The organism is Aliiruegeria sabulilitoris (assembly GCF_001558155.1).
GTDB classification, from domain to species: Bacteria; Pseudomonadota; Alphaproteobacteria; order Rhodobacterales; family Rhodobacteraceae; genus Tropicimonas; species Tropicimonas sabulilitoris.
Map to the genome: position 1 here is coordinate 112402 of NZ_LOAS01000009.1, position 16716 is coordinate 129117.

Here is a 16716-nt window from a genome sequence, read left to right on the forward strand (position 1 = left end):
GGGCATGGGGGGGCAGTACAGGCAAGCAAACTGTTGCGGCAAAGCCAAGAGCAGCCGCTGAAGGGGCGCGCTGCCCCACGCTTCGCCGTCTGTACAGGACGCTCAGCCGCCGGTAGAAATCGGGAAGATTGTCAAGAGCCGGTGGCTGCCCTCTGGCCTCAGCTGTTCCCGCCGCGCGCGAAACGCCCGGCATCTTGTGCCGCGGCGCGGATGGCCCGGGATTTGTTCACCGTTTCCTGCCACTCCGCTTCCGGGTTGCTGTCATAGACAACCCCGCCGCCGGCCTGGATATAGAGCTGCTCGTCCTTGAGCACAGAGGTGCGCAGCGCGATGCACATGTCCATGTCGCCATCGGAGGAGAAATAGCCCACCCCGCCGCCATAGACACCACGCTTCTCCGGCTCCAGCTCGTCGATGATCTCCATCGCCCGCACCTTCGGCGCGCCGGATACCGTTCCGGCGGGCAGGCCGGCGAGCAGGGCCGAGAGTGCATCCTCGCCATCCTTCAACTCGCCCACCACGTTGGAGACGATATGCATGACGTGGGAATAGCGCTCGATGACGAATTCCTCGGTGGGCTTCACCGTGCCTATCTTTGCCACCCGGCCGACATCGTTGCGGCCGAGGTCCAGCAGCATCAGGTGCTCTGCCATTTCCTTTTCGTCGCCCAGAAGATCGGCTTCCAGCGCGCGATCCTCTTCCTCGTTGTTACCGCGGTGGCGGGTGCCGGCGATGGGCCGGATTGTCACCTCGCCCTCGCGCAGCCGGACGAGGATCTCGGGGCTGGCGCCGATCACCTGGAAGCCGCCGAAATTGAAGAAAAACATGAAGGGCGAGGGGTTCGTGCGCCGCAGGCTGCGATAGAGCGCGAAGGGCGGTAGCGGGAAATGCACCGTCCAGCGCTGCGAGGGGACGACCTGGAAGATGTCGCCGGCCTTGATGTATTCCTTCGCCTTTTCAACGGCTTTCATGTAGGCAGGCTTGGTGAAGTTCGACACCGGCTCGCCCACGTCAAGTGCGTCGGCAAGGTTGCGCGACTCGCCCCGCAATCCAAAATCGAGATCGCGCAGCGCATCCATCACCCGTTCGGCCGCCTGGGCATATGCGGCCTTGGCCGTCAGCCCCGAGCCGGTGAACGCGGGGGAGACGAGGATCACCTCGCCCTTCACGCCGTCCAGAACCGCCACCACGGAGGGGCGCATCATCACCGCATCCGGCAGGCCGACAGGGTCGGGGTTCACATTGGGCAGATGCTCGACAAGGCGGATCATGTCATAGCCGAGATAGCCATAGAGGCCCGCCGCGGCCGATGGCAGGTCATCGGGCAACTCGATCCGACTCTCGGCGATCAGGGAGCGCAGCGAGGTCAGCGGGTCGGCCTGCTCGTCCTCGAAAGACTCTGCGTCGAACCGCGCCTGCCGGTTGATCCGCGCCTGAGAGCCCTCGCATTTCCAGATCAGGTCCGGCTTCAGCCCGACGATGGAATACCGCCCCCGCAGTTCGCCGCCAGTGACGGATTCGAGCATGAAGCTGTCCGTCCGCGCACCCGCGAGCTTGAGCATCAGGCTCACCGGCGTGTCCAGATCGGCGGCAAGACGTGCATAGACGACCTGGTTGCGTCCGGCATCGAAGCCCTTGGCGAAGTCGTCCTGGGAGGGGAAAAGCTGGGTCATCGCGTCAACGGAACACTTGCGAATGCACGGCGTTCACGCCGGCATCGTTGATGGTAATGCCCGCGGTGGCCGTCAGGTACTGGGCATAGTAGTTGAACAGGTCCGACGACAGCCCCTGTGCGGCCTGCTGCTGCATGGCGCGGTTGAACAGCGCCACCTGAGGATCTTCGAGATCGGCCTCGGCGACACTGTCGAGCACAACCAGAACGGCACCATTGGCGGTCTTCACCACGGCAACCTCTTCCGGCTCCATGCTGAATATGGCGTCGCTCACGGCAGGGTCGAGCCCCTCGACAAAGCTGCTACGGGTGATGTTCTCGGCGCTCTGCACCCCAAGCCCGGCCACGTCGACCAGCGTCTTGCCGGCTTCCATTTCCGCCTTGGCCGCTTCGGCTTCGGCTGCCAGCGCCGTGCGCTCGGCTTCGGCGGTCCAGCCGGCGATGACAGCGTCGCGCACATCTTCCAGCGGCTGCAGGCGCGGGGCCTTCACCGCGTCGAGGCGCATCGCATAGATCGTGCCGTCATCAAGCAACAGGATCGCGGGGAAATCCTTGTCCGTCAGCGTGGCGGCAGCTTCGCGGAACCCTTCATAGGCGGCAATCCCGTCCTGCATGCCGGAGAAATAGTCGATGCCGCCAAGCTCCATTTCGGTCTCGCCGGCCAGATCTTCCAGCGTGGCGCCACCGGCAAGGCGGTCATCCATATCGGTGATCATGTCCTCGATCAGGCGGCGGGCGCGTTCGCGGCCAAGCTCGGCCCGCAGTTCCGGCAGCGCCTGTTCGAAACTGGTCTCGCGTGCCTGAAGGATGCCGTTCATCCGGAAAAGCGCCGGCCCGAAATCGGTCGGGTAGGGGCCGACAAGCCCCGGCTCCTCGAGCCCGAACACGGCCGCACCGGCCTGTCCCAACGCGTCTTCGGCCACATCGCCGATATCGACATCGTCCAGCGTCAGCCCGCGTTCCTCGACAATGGCGGCGAAATCCTTCTCGCCGGATTCGATGGCGTCTTTCGCTGCGCTTGCTTCCTCGGGCGTGCCGAAAACCAGCCGTTCGACCAACCGCCGCTCCGGGATCACATATTCATCGGCCCGTTCGGCATAGAGCGCGCGCAACGCTTCCTCGTCGATCTCGACCTGGTCGAGCAGCATGTCGGGCGTCAACCACGCATAGGTGATGGCCTTCGTCTCGGGCAGGGTGAAGAGCGGTGCATTTTCCTCGTGGAAGGCAACCAGATCCTCCTCCGTCGGCTCCCCAATCTCGGTCGCGAGGCCGTCGCGGCCGAATTCTGCCCAGCGGAAGCTGCGCCGCTGGCCGAACCACTCGGTCAGGATGTCGGTCAGCTGCGCGGGGGGCGCCACGCCGACAACGACGGAGGATTGCAGGATATTGCGGCTGCTTTCCTCACGCACATCCTGTTCGAAATCAGACACATTCCAGCCATTCTGGTCGAGCATGAACTCGTAGGCTTCACGGTCGAACTTGCCGTCGACGCCCTGGAAAGCGGAGGATTCGGTAATCATGCGGGCCACTTCTTCATCGCCCACCGACAGGCCGAGCCCATCGGCCTCGTTGTTGATGGCTTCGGTTCCGATCAGCTGCCCGCGCACCTGTGCCGGAATGCCCTGCGCTTCCAGCCCCGCGAGCGTCAGGTCGGTGGCGCCGGAGGCTTCCTGCGCGCGGATCGCCTGAATCATGGCGCGGTAATAATCCTCGGCGGTGATTTCGCGGTCGCCCACCGAGGCGATGGTTGTTCCGCCGCCTGAGAAATTGGTGATGCCGAAGCCGCCAAGGCCGAGGATCAGCATCCCCATAAGAGCCATCATCAAGTAGTCGCTTACCGACTTTTTCTTTTGCGTCATTGCCCGGTGGCCTCCTGCGGAAGTGGTCGCGTTTGTCTAGGCGTTGCGGCGCAGGGAGGCAAGCGGACTCAGCGCGCCGGCTCCAGGCTTTCCAGCCGCTCGAACAGCGCCGCGATGCCGTCGCGGTCGATATTGGCATAGGCGATCCGCAGGTGCCGGGCACCTGAAGCGGCACCGCGCGGCTCGAACATGGTACCGGGCAGGCAGAGCACAGAGGCCTCCTCCACCATCTTGCGCGCAAGCTGATCGGAGGGCAGGGCAAAGGGGTGTTCGACATAGGCGAAATAGGCGCCGCACCCCTTGAGCCGCCAGCCTTTGGCCGCCAGCCGGGGAAAGCCCTGCTCGATGGCCCGGCGTCGCCCGAGGACCTCCTGCCGCTCGCCGGCGAGCCAGTTGCCCAGGTTGCGGATGCCCCAGAGTGCCCCGCGCTGGCCGACCTGGCTTGGGCAGATCGTGACGGAGTCGATGAATTTCTCCACCTCGGCCAGCCGGGCTGGGCTCGACATCATCGCGCCGATGCGATGGCCGGTCAGCCGGTAGGCCTTCGAGAAGCTGTAAAGACGGATCACCGTGTCGTCCCAGTCGGGATCGGTGAGCAATTCATGCGGCGCGCCCTCGCCGGAGTGGAAATCGCGATATGTCTCGTCGATCACAAGTGCCAGCCCATGTGCACGCGCAAGGTCCCGAAACCCTGCGATCAGGGCTGCTGGATATTCCACGCCCGCAGGGTTGTTCGGGCTGACAAGCGCGATGGCGCGCGTGCGCGGCGTGATCCGTTCTTCGGCCACGTCCAGCCGGGGCAGCAACGCTTCGTCCGTGGGCAAGGGCACCGCGCGGATAGAACTCATGTCCAGCCACATCTTGTGGTTGAAATACCATGGCGTCGGCAGCAGTACCTCGTCGCCCGGACCCGCAAGGGTGGCGATGGCGGCGGCAAAGGCCTGGTTGCACCCTGAGGTGATGGCGACCTGCGCGGGGGAAACCTGCCCGGCATATTGCCCTGAGACCTGTTCGGCCAGCGCTTCGCGCAGCGCGGGCAGGCCGAGGTCCGGGCCGTAAAGATGGCTCGCCGTCTCCTCCAGAAGCGCCTGCGCCATGGCTTCGCGCAAGGCGGCGGGTGGCGGGGCCACCGGTGCGGCCTGGCTCACATTGATCAGCGGCCGGTCGGGCGGGAACGTCACGCCGGCCACCCAACGCGCGGCCTCCGGAACGGGCGAGACATCCGTGGTCATCATGGCCGGGTTCAGGGGCAGGGGCATGGGCGGCTCCGGAGCGATATGCGCCAAGACGTAGCAAGCCGGTGGCATGGCCGAAAGGCCCTTTCATCGGCTTGCCACGAAGGCAACGACGACGGCGCCCGTACGGCGGACCCGTTACCGGGGCCGCCCGGTGCGGATCAGAACCGCGCCTCGATCAGTGCCGCGCAGTAGCTGTCGTTCCGGTCCTCGGCATCGATATTGGAATTCGTCTGCGTGTAGTGACAGCCGAACCGAATCTGGGCAGGGGCGAATTCCGGACGTGTCGCGACCAGCTCCAGCCCGATATCCCAGACCCTGTCATCGCGCGTGATGCCGGTATGCTCGTGCTCGGCATCGTAACGCCGCACACCGGCTTCAGCCGAGAGCCGGCCGGAGAGGCCTTCGCCGAGCTGCTTGTCGAAAACACCGAAAATCGACGGGCCAACATAGCGGCTGGAGTCCTTTTCGGGGTTGTTGCGGTCGCTCAATGCCACGCCGAGGCCGTAGCGGCTGGCATTCGGCAGAAGCCGTGAATAGGCGAGCGAAGCGCTCCAATCCGCCTGTCGGGGCGCATCCTCGTCATCATATTGCCTCTTGCGAAAGCGCAGGCAGGTCGAGAGCGTCTGGTTCGAGGGCAGGAAGTGGTGATAGTTGAAACTAAACCCCAGGGCCGTGTGGTCGGTGAAATCATCCGACCCGTCACCGTCATAATGTGCCCTGTGCAAAATTGCCGTCGCCTTCATCGTCCCGCTATCGGTTCGTCTCTGCCAGCCCGCGCTGAGGCGGGCGTTGCTCCGACCGAGATCCTCTTGCGGGAACTGGTCGCGGGTGACCCCGAAGCCGAGGATCAGGCTGTCGGTCGTCGATGTGGGGCGCGTGTACTTGCCGTCAAGCCCGAGATGGATCCGGTTGCCGGAGATCTGGCTGTCATGCTCTTCGTCGCGCTCGAACCGCCAGAAGGGCGGGCCGCAGAGCCCGGTCGACTGGATGGGCGCGCCGTCAAAGATCCAGCCCGAGCGATGCATGCCGATATTCGAACTCGACAGCACGCCGAAGCTGGCCGTCAGGGTGAAGGGATCGGGCGGATAGGGCAGGCCTGCGGGATGCCTGGCCGGCAGGATGAAGGCCGTTTGATCCTCCGCAATTTCCGCGACGGAGCCTTCGAGTGCCAGCTGCTCTTGCGGGGCGATGGCCGCCTGGGCGCGTGGCGTCGGCGTCGGCTGCGGCGTCGAAAGGCCCGCGTCCACCGGCACATGGCAGGAAAGGCATTTTTGACGGTTCATTCCGTCTACGGCCACATGGTCTTGCGGCAGGTTGGAGCCGCTGAGATGACACAGGGTGCAATCCCCAACCATATTGGGCGTTGCACCCGCCGGCAGACCGGTCAGCAGGAGCAGCGCCGCTGCCGCGAACGCGCCGCCCCGCGCGACAGGATTTCGAGAAATGCGCAATGACCGGAGTCCGGCAATCGTCGAAAAGATGCTTTGTGTGAACATGATCTTCTCCACCTTCTTGAAAGCCAGCAGGTGATGTCCTGCGATTGATGGGTCCTTTTTGCTGCTCTCGCGACGAGGGCACGGAGCGGGCCGGATGAAAACGGTTGGAGACGGAAGCGCTTGAACTGTGTGGCAGGGGATGGCCAGAGCCCTCCGCATCTTTGCGGATGTGGTTGGGGCGGCCTTGTGCGGAGGGGCGAGCGCAACTGACTGAAAAGAAATGAACGATATGCCAATAGGCGGGCCAGATGGCGAGATGCTGGCGTCAAATCCGGGAAGGCAGTCCAAAGGCGAAAGCGAAGGTGAGGCGCAGCTTCCGCAGGCCGTGGAGACCACGTGATCGCAGTTTGCGTATCTTCTTCCCTCGCGCATCAATCCGATTGCCTCCCGGTTGGCATATCGATGCGGTTTCACTCAACATTTCGATCTCGCGCCCGTGGGACTGCATCCCCTGGGCGGCAGGCAACCAGGGCCGGCCGAAGACATCGGGACAGGTCGGACCCGATCCGGCGACCCGCAATCACAAACACCCACCCGTTGTGCCGTGAGGGCAGCACAAACGGCACTAAAATAGATATCTAATTTACATGATTAAGGGGTTGGAAGACGATTTCAACAGAAATCCCTCGCTACAGCACAAAAAATCCGCGCCTGTGGCAGGTTACTTGCGGTGGCAAGGGATATCGCGGAGGCGTGTCTCGGGAAAGGTCTAATGGACCGCTTCCCGCGCGACGCTCTGGAGCGTCGCGCGGATCTGTCAGTCGGTGCCGCGATAGGGCTCGACATATTGAAGAGCCATATCCCATGGGAAAAAGATCCACGTGTCCTGGCTCACCTCGGTGATGAAGGTATGCACCATGGGCCGCCCCTTGGGCTTGGCATAGACGGTGGCGAAATGCGCCTTCGGGTAAAGCTTGCGCACCAGTTCCAGCGTCTTGCCGGAATCCACGAGATCGTCGATCACGAGGATGCCTGTGCCATCGCCCATCAGTTCTTCGTTCGGCGCATTCAGAACCACTGCGTCCATCTGCGTCTGGTGGTTGTAGGACTTCACCGAGATCGTATCGACCAGACGGATATCCAGCTCGCGCGCAATGATCATCGCCGGGGCCATGCCGCCGCGCGTGATGGCGACAATCGCTCTCCAGCCGCCATCATCGGGCCCCTGTCCGTCCAGCCGCCAAGCCAGCGCACGGCTGTCGCGGTGGATCTGGTCCCAACTGATATGGAAGCCCTTTTCATGGGGCAGGCGGTCGGGGCGGGGGCGCTCGCTCATTGGCTGGCTCACTTCTTTCCGGGTACGACATCGATATCGGGCGCGTCCACGGCCTTCATGCCGACCATATGGTAGCCGGCATCGACATGGTGCAATTCGCCGGTCACGCCGCTGCCGAGATCGGACAGCAGGTAGAGCGCCGATTTGCCGACATCCTGAATGGTCACGTTGCGGCGCAGCGGCGAGTTCAACTCGTTCCACTTCAGGATATAACGGAAATCGCCGATGCCGGAGGCCGCAAGCGTCTTGATCGGGCCGGCCGAAATAGCGTTGACGCGGATACCGTCCTTGCCGAGATCCTCGGCGAGGTAGCGCACGGAAGCTTCCAGCGCTGCTTTGGCCACACCCATCACATTGTAATGCGGCATCACCCGTTCGGCACCGAGATAGGTCAGGGTCAGCGCCGAGCCGCCGTTCTTCATCAGCTTCTCGGCACGCTGCATCACGGAGGTAAAGGAATAGACCGAGACGTCCATCGTCATGGTGAAATTCTCACGGGAGGTCTCAACATACCGCCCGCGCAGCTCGTTCTTGTCGGAAAAGCCGATGGCGTGAACGATGAAATCGAGCGAGCCCCAGGCTTGCTCGAGCTGGGTGAAAACCGCGTCGACGGAGGCATCGTCGCTCACGTCGCAATCGGCCAGCTGGGTCACGCCCAGTTGCTCGGCAAGCGGGACGACCCGCTTGCGAAAGGCATCGCCCTGATAGGTGAGTGCAAGCTCGGCACCGGCATCGGCGCAGGCTTTCGCAATACCCCATGCGATGGACTTGTCATTTGCCAGCCCCATGATCAGGCCGCGCTTGCCGGCCATCAGCCCTGTCGTCATCGGTCCCTCCACCGCTCGGAAATCCTTTCAGCCCGTTTAGGCCATGCAATGGGCCGGGCGCAAGAGTGCCCGCTTTGCCGCTGGCGCCGGCGCGTCCGGCGGTGTAGCCATCAAACATCACATTTGAACCGAAATCTGGAGAGGTAGATGAGCGACCGTAGCGGACTTTTCGCGGGCGACGATCCCTTCGAGCTGGCACGCAAGTGGCTGGCGGAGGCCGAGGCGAGCGAACCGAATGACCCCAACGCCATCGCGCTCTCGACCGTTGATAGCGATGGCATGCCCAACGCCCGGATGGTTCTGCTCAAGGAGATCGAGGACGACGCTTTCGTCTTCTACACCAATTACGGATCCACAAAGGCGGCGGAACTGGAGCAGGCCGGCAAGGCCGCTTTCGTCATGCATTGGAAGAGCTTGCGCCGTCAGGTGCGGGTCCGTGGCCATGTTGTCCGCGAAGAGAGTTCCAAGGCGGATGCCTATTTTGCGTCCCGGTCGCTGAAGTCTCGACTGGGGGCCTGGGCCTCGCAACAAAGTCAGCCGCTCGCGTCGCGTTCTGCTCTGATGGCGGAGGTCGCCCGCGTGACCGCGCGCTACGGCACGAACCCTCCGCGCCCGCCCTTTTGGGGAGGGTACCGGCTGCGCCCTGTCGAGATCGAATTCTGGGCGGACGGGGCCTTCCGGCTGCATGATCGTTTCCGTTGGAGCGACGACGGGCAGGGTGGTTGGCGGGTGGAACGGCTTTCACCCTAAGATTGTTTCCGCTCTTCTGACAATCGGTGGAAGCCGAAGGGATTCCGGTAGAAATCGGCCTTTTTGCCCCCGATGCTTGATGTTCTCTGGACGTTGTCCTAAGGATGCTGTCTCGTATTTATTGCCTGACGGCGATTTTCTGAATTATCCCGCAAGCGAATTCATTGGTGCACTGGTATGTAACGAGGCTCACCCGAAATACGGGAGTGGTGCAATGGTGACCCGCTGGTGACCGAGAACGAAAAGACGACTATGGCCGGCGCAATGCGCGGTCATGTGAAATGGTTCGACCCGATGAAAGGGTTCGGATTCGTGGTGGCTGACGAAGGCGGTCCCGATATCCTGCTGCACGCGAATGTGCTGCGGAATTTCGGCCAGTCCTCTGTCGCGGACGGCGCTGAAATCGAGATACTGGTTCAGAATACGACCCGCGGCATGCAGGCGGTGGAGGTACTTTCCATCGTGCCGCCGACGGAGGAGGAGGGGGCCCCGCTCGAGGACCTCGCGACGATGTCGGCCGAAGAGCTGGAGGCGCTGCCGCTTGAACCGGCACGCGTCAAGTGGTTCGACAAGGGCAAGGGCTTCGGATTCGCCAATGTGTTCGGCCGCTCGGAAGATATTTTCGTGCACGTCGAAATCCTGCGCCGATCGGGGCTGGCCGATCTGCAGCCAGGCGAAGCCGTGGGGCTGAAGGTCGTCGATGGACGCCGGGGACTGATGGCGATACAGGTATCGGCATGGGAAAGGGCGATCCGGGAACGAGAATGATGCGCAACTGGCAAAAACTGCTGATCGTTCCGTTGCTTTTGGCAATCTGGTCTCAGCAGGCCCTTGCGGAATGTTCTCTTGATCGCTTGGACGTGCGGGGGCCGTGGGGCAGCGCGCGTTTTTCGGTCGAACTCGCCGACGACCCCGGCGAGCGCTCCCAAGGACTCATGCACCGGGAGAATCTGGCGCGCTCGGCAGGGATGCTGTTCGTATACGAGACGGCCGGTCCGGTCAGTTTCTGGATGAAGAACACCCTTATTCCGCTCGACATGATCTTTGCCGATCAACGCGGCGTCGTGACGAGGGTTCATTCGAGGGCCATTCCGGGCGATCTTACCCCGATCGACGGTGGCGATGGCGTGCTTGTCGTGTTGGAAATCAATGGTGGCCTCGCGGAGGCATTGGGTATCTCCGTCGGAGACGAGCTGCGCCATCCTGCTCTGGGGCCGGAGGCCGCGTGGTTCTGCGATCGTTGAGCCGGCAATGATCCGCCCTGCGCGACCAATTTAGAAATTCTTGCACTGTCGATGCAACCGAGTGCTTGTGGTTTGCCCGATCTGCGGTCATATAGCGCCGATCTGATCGTGCCATCCATTCGGCTGGTTGGAAATTGATGCGCCCGATCTCATGGGGGGCATCCGGAGCGGGGCGTAGCGCAGCCTGGTAGCGCGACGGTTTTGGGTACCGTAGGTCGCAAGTTCGAATCTTGCCGTCCCGACCAAACACTCCAGTATCCCTGAAATGCGGCTAAGGTGCTCAATATAGAGCGCCTCGTGGCTCGTTCAGCTCAGTACATTGCTTTAATTCTTGGCGGAGATTTTGGGCTGCCTTGGCGTTCCTTATCCACGAATTCGGGCACCATCGCCCTGAAACGAAGGGTGCTGTTGAGGCGGTAACAGCATCAACGACGTGGCTTGCGACCAGAGTGCTTGGCAGCGGTCGGAAAGACGATGGGCGACTCCCACACCGGTTTTCTGATCGCCGAGGTCGGGCTGGGAGGGATAGTTGTTTGCGCCGCCGAATGACGGTACTTGGCCCGAAATGGACAACCGAATGGACCGGCGAAAGCTTCCGATCGAACATCAAGGAGGCCCACCAAAACGCGGGAAGCCCGAACCGAGGTTCAAATCGGCGCCCCGTCATTCCGACGCCTCTGAAACCAAAAGATATGGTGCCAGATTACGGTTTCTTCTTCTCTCCGAGAGTTACCGGGCTTCTGCCTTTGGAAAAATCGGCAGTTGCAGGAGCCTTTTCCTTGATCTTCTTGGGCTTTTTAACTTCCCGGTTGCCACGCTTCTTGTTGCCTTTGGACATCGATTTTCCTTTCGGGATCAGGTAGATATATTGTCTTTAGTGAGCGAGCAGGTTGATCGGCAGGGCGGCGGAGCTCGGCGGTCAAACAAACGCGTTCCAATGAAGCTCGCGCCTGCGCATTTCCGGACACCCCATCGGTCCCGCATCTCGCACAAACAGTCTCGGAGGTTTGCAGCACCTGCGGGATTTCATCACGGCCGCCCGGAAGAGTATCCGCCTGCGATCATCATGTTGATCAACCCGGCAACGGCCTGGTGGGATTCCGTTTCGGCGACGGATCCGATGGCGTTCTCGTGCGTCGCGGCGGCGTCGCGGAGAATACCAACGATCTCGCGCTCGGGAAGAAGCTTGCGATCATTCATTGCGAGCAGGAGCGCTTCGCAAATCGAGAGCGCTGCCATCCCTGAATGGTGATTTTGGTCGGACATCGCGTGCCGTTCCTCCTTGCATGTGAGAGCAGGATCGAGCGAGAGCCTGATGATCTCCCGCACTTTCGCAGGAAACGTGATACTGAGAACTGATCGAAAGCAGTCCCTGCGCGGATATCTTCGTGATTCCTTCACCGAGTTCGGAGGTTTCCTTGAACGCCATCGAAAACAGCCCGCTCACACGAAAGCTTTCCGTCTTCGTGGCACTGAGCGACATGGAAATGGCCGTGCTTGATCGTCTGCATCAGCGCCGGAGAACCTTCGTGCAGGGGATCGATCTCGTGCATCAGGGGCAGTCGGATCAGGCGGCCTATATTCTGGCCGAGGGCTGGGTTTGCTCCTACAAGATCCAGCGTGACGGTTCGCGTCAGATCGTCGATTTCCAGATCCCGGGCGATTTTCTTGGGCTACGTAGTGTTCTGTTGCACACGTCGGACCACAGCATCGTGCCTATCGTCGAGATCGAAGCGGCGGAAATCCTCGTAAGCGACCTTCTGGATGCTTTCGCTCACACCCCGCGACTGGCGACGGCCATTCTCTGGGCAGCCTCACGCGACGAGGCGATGGTGGTCGAACATCTTGTTGGTCTCGGACAACGGGACGCGGAAGCGCGCGTTGCCCATTTCTTTCTGGAACTCGCTGCCAGGCTGGCTCTCGTCGGTATGGGAGGCAAGGCAGGCTTCGCCTGTCCATTGACCCAGTATCATCTCGCCGATGCGCTAGGTCTCAGTGCGGTCCATGTCAACCGCGTGCTGCGACGGCTTCGTGAAGAAGGATTGATGACTTTTCGGGATGGCCAGGTGTCGTTCGAAAACTACGATGGTCTCGTGACTTTAGCGGAGTTTGACCCCGAGTATCTGAACCACACCGGGCCTCTTCTGAGCTGAGGGCGTTGGCATTGGTCGAACGTCAGTGCGAAGGGTGTCGGTTCCCCTCGGGACTGAGAATCTGGCTTTCCAAGAACCACAAATAGGAAGCGCGGAGACGGTTCAGACCTTTTGTGGGTCGTTGCGCTCCCGCGCCCCTCGAATGCTAAAATCCACTCATTCCCCCAGAAATCTGGAGGCCACGCTATACTCTATCGTCGCGCGCCAGATTCGCCCTGATGCAGGTTAGCGTCGCGCGAAATTGCGGTTCTCAGGTCGGATTTCTCGCCTGCGATCTAACTGGCCGATAGCTACGCCGCGATGCCTGACGGTCGGCGTCTGCTCCTGCCGCCGGCGTGTTTCCTGTGTTCAAGGCGTCCGTCCCGGCGAGCCTCAGCCGCCATTGGCGAGGAAATAGAAGCGTGCCACCACGAGAAAGACGATGAGGATGGCCAGAATCCATCTGCCTCGGATCGACGGCCCCTTGGGTATCGCCGGTTTGGCCAGCTTCGTCGCGCGGCGGGACAGGCGGTCGGGCAGTAGCGCAGTCAGGGTTGCAGCAATGGCCGCGTGTTCAAGACATATGGAGTTGAACGGTCCGGTGTGTCAACGGCGGCGCAAAAGTCGGCCAGTCTTGGCGTGACTGGCGCCTTGGTCCGCAAGGACCAATTTCGGTGATGTTTCAGGATTTCTGGCGTGCCTTGCTCTTTGCCAGCCGATAGGTGTCGCCAATCATCTCCAGAATGCTGACGTGGTGGGTCAGCCGATCGAGCAAAGCGCCTGTCAGGCGTTCTGATCCGAAGGTTTCGGTCCATTTGTCGAATGGTACGTTCGAGGCGATCAGGATGGAGCCACGCTCGTATCGTTGGGAGATCAGCTCGAACAGGAGCTCAGCGCCGGTTTTGCTGAGAGGCACGAAGCCCAGATCGCCGATGATCAGCACTTTCTGCTTCACCAGTTGCTTCTAAAGCCGCAGGAGCTGGCGCTCGTCGCGGGCCTCCATCAACTCGTGGACGATTGAGGCAGCGGTCGTGAAGCGAACGGCCAGCCCTTTCTGGCAGGCGACCACGCCGAGGCCGAGCGCCACTTGGGTCTTGCCGGTGCCGCTGAGGCCGAGAGCGATGACGTTTTAGCAGCGGTCGATCCATTCACCGCGCACCAACTCTAGTATCTGCAGTTTTTTTATCTGCAGTTTTTTCAAAGAAGGGATCGCGACAAAGCCGAAGCTGTCCACGCTCTTGGTAGCCAGGAATTTCGCCGCCTTTCTCCGGCGTTCGATCATCCGCCGTTCCCGGTCGATGAGTTCCAACTCGATCGGACGGGTCAGAGACTGGACATGGTCCCGCCCCCGGCGGCGCAGACCGGGCCTGCTTGTCGTACTCCCGCAGGATGGTCGGCAGCTTCAGCCTCTTGAGCTGATGGTTCAGCCGGATCTGTGGGGCTTCCGCCGTAGCCGCTGGATACGCACGGACGTAGCAGGCATCGCCGTGCGGCAGATCCAGCGCGAAGAAGTGGGTCTTTTGATCGACGCCGCCGGTTACGACGACCGCTTCGCCAACGTCGGCCTGGGCATGACCCGGCCTGTGCGGCAGAGGGACGAACACTTCACGATGCCGCCGCCCATCCTCTCTCACTTGATCCTTTATGATGGTACATCCCCCCTCAAAGCCATGCTCGTCACGGAGCCGTTCGAAAACCCGATTGGCTGTTTGCCGCTGCTTGTGCGGTCGTTCCCGATCCTCCGATAACCATTAGTCGATGATCCCGGTGAACCCATCCAGTTTGGGCCGTCGGATCGGCGCTGAACGCCGGTAGCCGGGGGGAACCGAAAACGACCAAAACTTCCGAACGCTGTCACGAGATATCCTGAAATGCCGGGCAGCTTCACGCTGGCTCGTGTCTTCTGCGCAAGCCAGAAGAACTTTGCGATACAAATCCACGGTGAAGATCCTCCCGCTCTCCCTCCGTTAAAAATGGGAAGGGCAAAGGTGGACGATTTTTACGATGCCCGCAGCAGATTCATCCCGCCGCTACCGTGGTCGACTTTCGCATCGCCGTTCTCACCAAGCCATGGCGTGTTCGAACCAGACCAGCATTGATCTTCGTCTCCGAAGTATCTTTCTCGCCATTGCGCCCGAACCAATGGCGCTTCAATGGCTCGATAGTTGTACCATTGCGCCGTTCGATATCGGGGAACGGCAGGTTTCGGCACGACACGGACCCAACCTCCGGACGGCCCTTGTGTAACAACGCCGCCGCTGAGTACCAAAATACAATTTCACGCATACAGGCGGAGGCCGCTCTGACTACGTGCGTCTTTCTGCGAGATCTTGAATGCCGAACTGCTGAATTCGAGTGTCGTTGCCTGAGACTGGAGCGAATTGACGGCAGCAGTCGTTTCCTCGAACATCGCGGCGTTTTGTTGTGTGACCTGGTCGAGACGGTTCATTGCCGTGGATATTTCCGACAGACCCGTGGATTGTTGGGCCGAGGAGTCCGCGATAGAGGACACCAGGTTTTCCAGCGAGGTCACAAGTTTTTCGATTTCTTCGAGCGAGCTTCCGGATTCGTTGACCAGCGCGACACCGGTTTCGACCTGTTGTCCCGAGGTCGAGATCAGTTGCGCTATTTCCCGGGCCGCATCAGAGGAACGCTGCGCGAGAGCGCGCACTTCGGAGGCGACGACGGAGAAGCCGCGTCCAGCTTCGCCAGCGCGCGCTGCTTCAACACCGGCATTGAGTGCGAGCAGGTTTGTCTGGAAGGCGATGTCGTCGATCACGCTTGTTATGCGGGAGATCTTGCCCGAGCTGTCGGAGATTTGGGTCATGGCCGAAATCGTCCGCTGCACGACTTCCTTGCCGACTGAGGTACGGTCACGCGCTTCCTTTACGCTGGTGGAGGCGCGTCTTGCGCCAGCTGAAGAGTTCTCGACCGATGCAGAAAGCTCCGTCACGGCGGCGGCGGTTTCTTCCAACGAAGCGGCCTGGGATTCGGTGCGGCGACTCATTTCCAGGGCAGCGCTGTTCAATGTCTCGCTTTCGCTCCGAATAGCCTGGGAGCCTTCAACCATGGAACCTACAAGATCTTCGATGCGCCCGATCGCAGTGTTGAAATCCCGGCGTAGGGATTCGTAATCCTCGGGGAAAACCTGCTCGATGCGAATGCTCAGATCGCCGTCCGACATCCCCTTGAGGGACTGGGAGAGAGCGGCGACTACGCCTTCCTGCTCCTTCCGGTTCCTTTCCCGTTCCGCTTCGACCATGGCGCGTTGCTCTTCGCGCTCGGCCTGATGGCGCGCCTCGTCCGCGCGACGTTGCTCGGCTTCCTCGGCCTGCTGCGCTTCCATGTCCAATTTGTGCTGAAGGGCTTCTTCACGTTCTCGGGCCAGCTCCGCATCCTTGGCGACCTGTTCGTGCTCAAGGTGCGTCCGTTCCACAAGCGCATGTCGGAAGACATCGATCGATCGTGCCATCTGACCGATTTCGCCCCGGGCCGCTGTATGGGGCACATCGGTTTCGTGATCGCCGTCACACATTCCAGCCATCCGTTTGATCAACGCGGAGAGCGGTGCGGTGACACTGCGGACAACAAGGCCGGAGCAAACCAAAAGAACCAGAAGGCTTATCCCCAGAACAGCCAGCGACACCTTGTTCAGAAGTGCCAAATCGGCCTCGATATCGGCGACATACGACCCGGTCCCCACGATCCAATCCCAGGGTTCGAAATGGACGACATAGCCGATCTTGGCTTCGGCCACATCTGAGTCCGGCTTGGTGAAGTGATAGATCAACGACCCCTTGCCGTCCTTCAGGGCAACCTTCACCAGTTCGACGTAGATCGGAACACCGTTGACATCCTTGACGTCGGACTTGTCCTTGCCGACCCATTCCGGCTTGGTTGGCAGGACCTTGATCACGTGGTTGCTGTCGAAGGCGAAAAAATATCCCGATTCGCCATATCGCAGTTCGGAAAGCAGGCGGTGCCCTTCTGCCTGGGCTTCCTGGCGGCTCATCCTGCCGGCAGTCACCTCCTTTTCGAGGTCTTCGAGCACGCTGACGGCCGTTTCGGAGACGTCTCTCAGATGGAGGTTCCTCATCTCGTAGGCGTTTTCCACGGCCAGGTTCAGGAGGGCATAGGCCAGAATGGCCATCAAGGCGGTTGCCAGGGCGACAATGCCGTAAAATCGAGTGGAGAGTTTGGAAAGGCGGGCACGCAGCATCAC

13 protein-coding genes, 1 tRNA gene and 2 pseudogenes are annotated in these 16716 nt (G+C 61.3%); 5 read left to right on the forward strand and 11 right to left on the reverse strand.

Annotated elements, in window-relative coordinates:
- Positions 1–158: 158 nt before the first annotated feature.
- The 6 genes from trpE to fabI form a co-directional block, all read right to left on the reverse strand.
- Entirely contained in the window at positions 159–1673 is a 1515-nt protein-coding gene (trpE, locus tag AX756_RS09325; RefSeq protein ID WP_068310342.1) for an anthranilate synthase component I, read from the reverse strand.
- Positions 1674–1677: 4 nt separating this feature from the next.
- A complete protein-coding gene (locus tag AX756_RS09330; RefSeq protein ID WP_068310344.1) occupies positions 1678–3531 on the reverse strand; it encodes a peptidyl-prolyl cis-trans isomerase in 1854 nt (617 codons plus the stop codon).
- Positions 3532–3599: 68 nt separating this feature from the next.
- Entirely contained in the window at positions 3600–4790 is a 1191-nt protein-coding gene (locus AX756_RS09335; protein ID WP_068310346.1) for an aminotransferase, read from the reverse strand.
- A 137-nt stretch (positions 4791–4927) separates the two neighbouring features.
- A complete protein-coding gene (locus AX756_RS09340) occupies positions 4928–6265 on the reverse strand; it encodes a surface lipoprotein assembly modifier (protein WP_068310348.1) in 1338 nt (445 codons plus the stop codon).
- Positions 6266–7022: 757 nt separating this feature from the next.
- On the reverse strand, positions 7023–7541 hold the full coding sequence (gpt, locus tag AX756_RS09345) for a xanthine phosphoribosyltransferase (protein WP_068310350.1): 519 nt from the start codon (positions 7539–7541) through the stop codon (positions 7023–7025).
- An 8-nt stretch (positions 7542–7549) separates the two neighbouring features.
- A complete protein-coding gene (fabI, locus tag AX756_RS09350; RefSeq protein WP_068310352.1) occupies positions 7550–8368 on the reverse strand; it encodes an enoyl-ACP reductase FabI in 819 nt (272 codons plus the stop codon).
- A 147-nt stretch (positions 8369–8515) separates the two neighbouring features.
- On the opposite strand from fabI, the gene pdxH reads away from it, so the two are divergent.
- The 4 genes from pdxH (at position 8516) to AX756_RS09370 (ending at position 10607) form a co-directional block, all read left to right on the forward strand.
- Positions 8516–9118 carry a pyridoxamine 5'-phosphate oxidase gene (pdxH, locus tag AX756_RS09355; RefSeq protein WP_068310354.1) on the forward strand — a complete coding sequence of 201 codons (603 nt, stop codon included), beginning with the start codon at positions 8516–8518 and terminating at the stop codon, positions 9116–9118.
- Between the two features lie 252 nt (positions 9119–9370).
- Positions 9371–9886 (forward strand): cold-shock protein, encoded by a 516-nt coding sequence (locus tag AX756_RS09360; RefSeq protein WP_068310356.1) that lies wholly within the window; start codon positions 9371–9373, stop codon positions 9884–9886.
- Positions 9886–10362: a DUF192 domain-containing protein gene (locus AX756_RS09365; protein WP_068310622.1), complete on the forward strand. Its 477-nt coding sequence runs from the start codon at positions 9886–9888 to the stop codon at positions 10360–10362. Before AX756_RS09360 ends, AX756_RS09365 begins: the two co-directional genes overlap by 1 nt.
- A 168-nt stretch (positions 10363–10530) precedes the next feature.
- Positions 10531–10607: transfer RNA gene (locus tag AX756_RS09370), tRNA-Pro, on the forward strand.
- Positions 10608–11065: 458 nt separating this feature from the next.
- Here the strand turns inward: AX756_RS09370 and AX756_RS26625 are convergent.
- Positions 11066–11200 (reverse strand): hypothetical protein, encoded by a 135-nt coding sequence (locus tag AX756_RS26625; protein WP_269432947.1) that lies wholly within the window; start codon positions 11198–11200, stop codon positions 11066–11068.
- A gap of 191 nt (positions 11201–11391) precedes the next feature.
- A complete protein-coding gene (locus AX756_RS09375) occupies positions 11392–11628 on the reverse strand; it encodes a hypothetical protein (protein WP_068310358.1) in 237 nt (78 codons plus the stop codon).
- A gap of 215 nt (positions 11629–11843) precedes the next feature.
- On the opposite strand from AX756_RS09375, the gene AX756_RS09380 reads away from it, so the two are divergent.
- Positions 11844–12515, forward strand: coding sequence for a Crp/Fnr family transcriptional regulator (locus tag AX756_RS09380; RefSeq protein ID WP_082739035.1), 672 nt, complete (start codon positions 11844–11846; stop codon positions 12513–12515).
- A gap of 661 nt (positions 12516–13176) precedes the next feature.
- Here AX756_RS09380 and istB read toward each other — a convergent pair.
- From istB to AX756_RS09395, 3 genes and pseudogenes are all read right to left on the reverse strand, one after another.
- Positions 13177–13927 (reverse strand): annotated as a pseudogene (gene istB / locus AX756_RS09390) (IS21-like element helper ATPase IstB).
- A 6-nt stretch (positions 13928–13933) separates the two neighbouring features.
- A pseudogene (locus AX756_RS26350) lies at positions 13934–14434 on the reverse strand (helix-turn-helix domain-containing protein); the annotation flags it as partial.
- A 338-nt stretch (positions 14435–14772) separates the two neighbouring features.
- Positions 14773–16713: a methyl-accepting chemotaxis protein gene (locus AX756_RS09395; RefSeq protein WP_068310364.1), complete on the reverse strand. Its 1941-nt coding sequence runs from the start codon at positions 16711–16713 to the stop codon at positions 14773–14775.
- Between the last annotated feature and the right edge of the window lie 3 nt (positions 16714–16716).

Bases quoted from the DNA above. Each gene is read 5' to 3' on its own strand.
- AX756_RS09335 (WP_068310346.1), bottom strand. From the start codon at position 4,790: ATGCCCCTGCCCCTGAACCCGGCCATGATGACCACGGATGTCTCGCCC.
- AX756_RS09360 (WP_068310356.1), top strand. From the start codon at position 9,371: ATGGCCGGCGCAATGCGCGGTCATGTGAAATGGTTCGACCCGATGAAA.
- AX756_RS26625 (WP_269432947.1), bottom strand. From the start codon at position 11,200: ATGTCCAAAGGCAACAAGAAGCGTGGCAACCGGGAAGTTAAAAAGCCC.
- AX756_RS09375 (WP_068310358.1), bottom strand. From the start codon at position 11,628: ATGTCCGACCAAAATCACCATTCAGGGATGGCAGCGCTCTCGATTTGC.
- gpt (WP_068310350.1), bottom strand. From the start codon at position 7,541: ATGAGCGAGCGCCCCCGCCCCGACCGCCTGCCCCATGAAAAGGGCTTC.
- AX756_RS09330 (WP_068310344.1), bottom strand. From the start codon at position 3,531: ATGACGCAAAAGAAAAAGTCGGTAAGCGACTACTTGATGATGGCTCTT.
- trpE (WP_068310342.1), bottom strand. From the start codon at position 1,673: ATGACCCAGCTTTTCCCCTCCCAGGACGACTTCGCCAAGGGCTTCGAT.
- AX756_RS09380 (WP_082739035.1), top strand. From the start codon at position 11,844: ATGGAAATGGCCGTGCTTGATCGTCTGCATCAGCGCCGGAGAACCTTC.
- pdxH (WP_068310354.1), top strand. From the start codon at position 8,516: ATGAGCGACCGTAGCGGACTTTTCGCGGGCGACGATCCCTTCGAGCTG.
- AX756_RS09395 (WP_068310364.1), bottom strand. From the start codon at position 16,713: ATGCTGCGTGCCCGCCTTTCCAAACTCTCCACTCGATTTTACGGCATT.
- AX756_RS09365 (WP_068310622.1), top strand. From the start codon at position 9,886: ATGCGCAACTGGCAAAAACTGCTGATCGTTCCGTTGCTTTTGGCAATC.
- AX756_RS09340 (WP_068310348.1), bottom strand. From the start codon at position 6,265: ATGTTCACACAAAGCATCTTTTCGACGATTGCCGGACTCCGGTCATTG.
- fabI (WP_068310352.1), bottom strand. From the start codon at position 8,368: ATGACGACAGGGCTGATGGCCGGCAAGCGCGGCCTGATCATGGGGCTG.